This window comes from Mesorhizobium sp. P3_A9, from assembly GCF_056402975.1.
In genome coordinates this window covers 1-2,457 of the sequence record NZ_JBFUGJ010000569.1, presented here as the reverse complement: position 1 = coordinate 2,457, position 2,457 = coordinate 1, and the positions used below count along the sequence as shown (strand labels likewise).

The 2,457-nt window shown below is 63.9% G+C and carries 1 protein-coding gene and 1 pseudogene; one reads left to right on the top strand and one right to left on the bottom strand.

All coding sequences use genetic code 11. From position 1 onward, the window contains the following. On the top strand, positions 1-1,581 hold a 1,581-nt coding region (bglA, locus tag AC1DX0_RS34620; protein ID WP_477358874.1), incomplete at its 5' end, for a beta-galactosidase BglA. Between the two features lie 50 nt (positions 1,582-1,631). On the opposite strand, the pseudogene AC1DX0_RS34615 reads toward bglA, so the two are convergent. Further along, positions 1,632-2,457, bottom strand: a pseudogene (locus AC1DX0_RS34615) (hypothetical protein); the annotation flags it as partial.

The following is a 2,457-nucleotide window of genomic DNA, read 5'->3' as shown; positions in this document are numbered from 1 at the left end:
TATCAGGTCTATCCGCGCTCTTTCCAGGACACCACCGGCAACGGCAGCGGCGATCTCAAGGGGATCACGGCAAGGCTTGCCCACATCGCCTCGCTCGGCGTCGATGCCGTCTGGCTGTCGCCCTTCTTCAAGTCGCCTATGGCCGACATGGGCTATGACGTGTCGGATTACCGCGACGTCGATCCAATGTTCGGTTCGCTGGAAGATTTCGACGCTCTGGTCGCCGAGGCTCATCGGCTGGGCCTGAAGGTGGTCATCGACCAGGTGCTGTCGCACTCATCCGACAAGCACGAATGGTTCATCGAAAGCCGCGCCAGCCGCGACAATCCTAGGGCTGATTGGTACGTCTGGGCCGATACCAAGCCCGATGGCAACGCGCCCAACAACTGGCTGTCCGTATTCGGTGGCCCGTCCTGGGAGTGGGATTCGACCCGCCGCCAATATTACATGCACAATTTCCTTGCCTCGCAGCCCGACCTGAATTTCCACAATCGCGAGGTCCAGGATGCGCTGCTGGACACGGTGCGCTTCTGGCTCGAGCGCGGCGTCGACGGTTTCCGGCTCGACACGGTCAACTACTATGTCCACGACCGCTGGCTGCGCAGCAATCCGCCTTTGGCGTCGAGTGTCGCCGGCACCAACASCGAGACCAACACCTACCTYTAYCAGGARCATCTGTTCGACAAGACRCRGCCGGARAACCTKGCTTTCCTCMGGCGCTTCCGRGCGCTGCTCGAYGAGTATSARGRCCGCGCCGCCGTCGGCGAARTCGGCGAYGARGGCCGYTCGCTGCAGACGCTGGCCGCCTACACCTCCGGCGGCGACAMGCTGCARATGTGCTACACGTTCGACCTGCTTGGTTCGCAGTTTTCCGCGGCGCATGTGCGCGGCTGCGTCGAGGCCTTCGAACATGCGGTCGCCGACGGCTGGGTCTGCTGGGCGTTTTCCAACCATGACGTGGTGCGCCATGTCAGCCGCTGGACGCGGCCGGACGGCGATGCCGAAGCTGTGGCCAGATTCTCGATCATGCTGCTCGCCTGCCTGCGCGGCTCGATCTGCCTCTACCAGGGCGAGGAGCTCGGCCTGGAGGAAGCGGAGCTTGCCTATGAGGATCTGCGCGATCCCGTCGGCATTCGCTTCTGGCCCGGCGTGAAGGGGAGGGATGGCTGCCGCACGCCGATGGTCTGGGAAGCCGGCGCCGACAATGCGGGTTTCTCGACGGGCAAGCCCTGGCTGCCGGTCCCCGACAGCCACCGCGCCCGTGCCGCGGATGTGCAGAACGGCAACGATGATTCTGTGCTGTCCGCCTACCGTTCGACGCTCGCCTTGCGAAAGCGCCATCCGGCACTGGTCAGCGGTTCGATCCGATTTCTCGACACCGAAGGCGACGTGCTCGCCTTCATCCGCGAAGGTAGCGGCGAAAGGCTGCTCTGTGTCTTCAATTTCGCTGGAGAGCCGGCGAATTGGYCGTTGCCCGGGGATATCGGAGCTGTCGCGCCTGTCTTGGATGGCGGCGTTGCTGTCGAGGAAGAGGCGCTCTCGTTGCCGGCCCTCGGTCGCTTCCTTGGTAGGCTCGATTGACGGCGTTCAGCAGTCGTACGGCCAAGCGATCCGCTTGGCCGTAGAATGCCCTACTGAACCAGCACTGCGCGTCCGCAGGTCGCTCCGGTGACGCGCACGTCGGCCTGGCCGACACCGACACCGAGGGCCGACAGCACATTGTAGAGCAAGTCGTCGACGGGCGCCGTTACAGTGTTGAGCAGGGCCACCACTGCCGGTTTGACCGTTCCGAGCAGGGCGGTCAGATCGATGCCGAGACCAAGCGCATTGACCGAAAGCGACAGGTTGTTGACCAGCGACGTGGTGAGCGACTGCGAGATGTTTCGCGTCGAAACGGTCTTGATCGTCTTGTTGGCGATGTCGGTCGCGTTGAAGGTCAGGGTCTGCGGGCTGTTGTTGGTGATCGCCGTCGCGGCCGAACCCATCACCTGGATCAGCGGGATGTTGATCAGCAGGATCCTCAGGCTCACATCGGCGATCTCGGCGTTGGTGAAGGTCTGTGGCTGGCTGAAATCGGCGAAGCCGGAGGGGTTGTTGCTGTTGGCCAGGTTCAGCTGGGCAATGCCGGGGTGTGCGGCGATGGAAACGCTGATGCTGGAAGCCCCTGTCGGACAGGTGATGTCGGTCAGCTTGGCCTCGGCGTAGGCGACTTCCACATTGAGCGGCAGATTGACGGCCAAAAGGCTGATGCCGCCGCCGAGGCCGGGCGTGCCGACACCGACGGAGGCCGTCAGTTTGATGCGCGTCTGGGCCGTCCGCACGGTGGTGCCGATGCCGTCGATCGCCAGCCAGGGCGAGGATTGCGCCGGCTCCCCAATGGCTATGGCGAGCTGGGTGTTGAGCAGCCCCGGGATGGCGGCGCCGAGATTGATCGCTGCCTGGTTGGTGCCGTTCGCC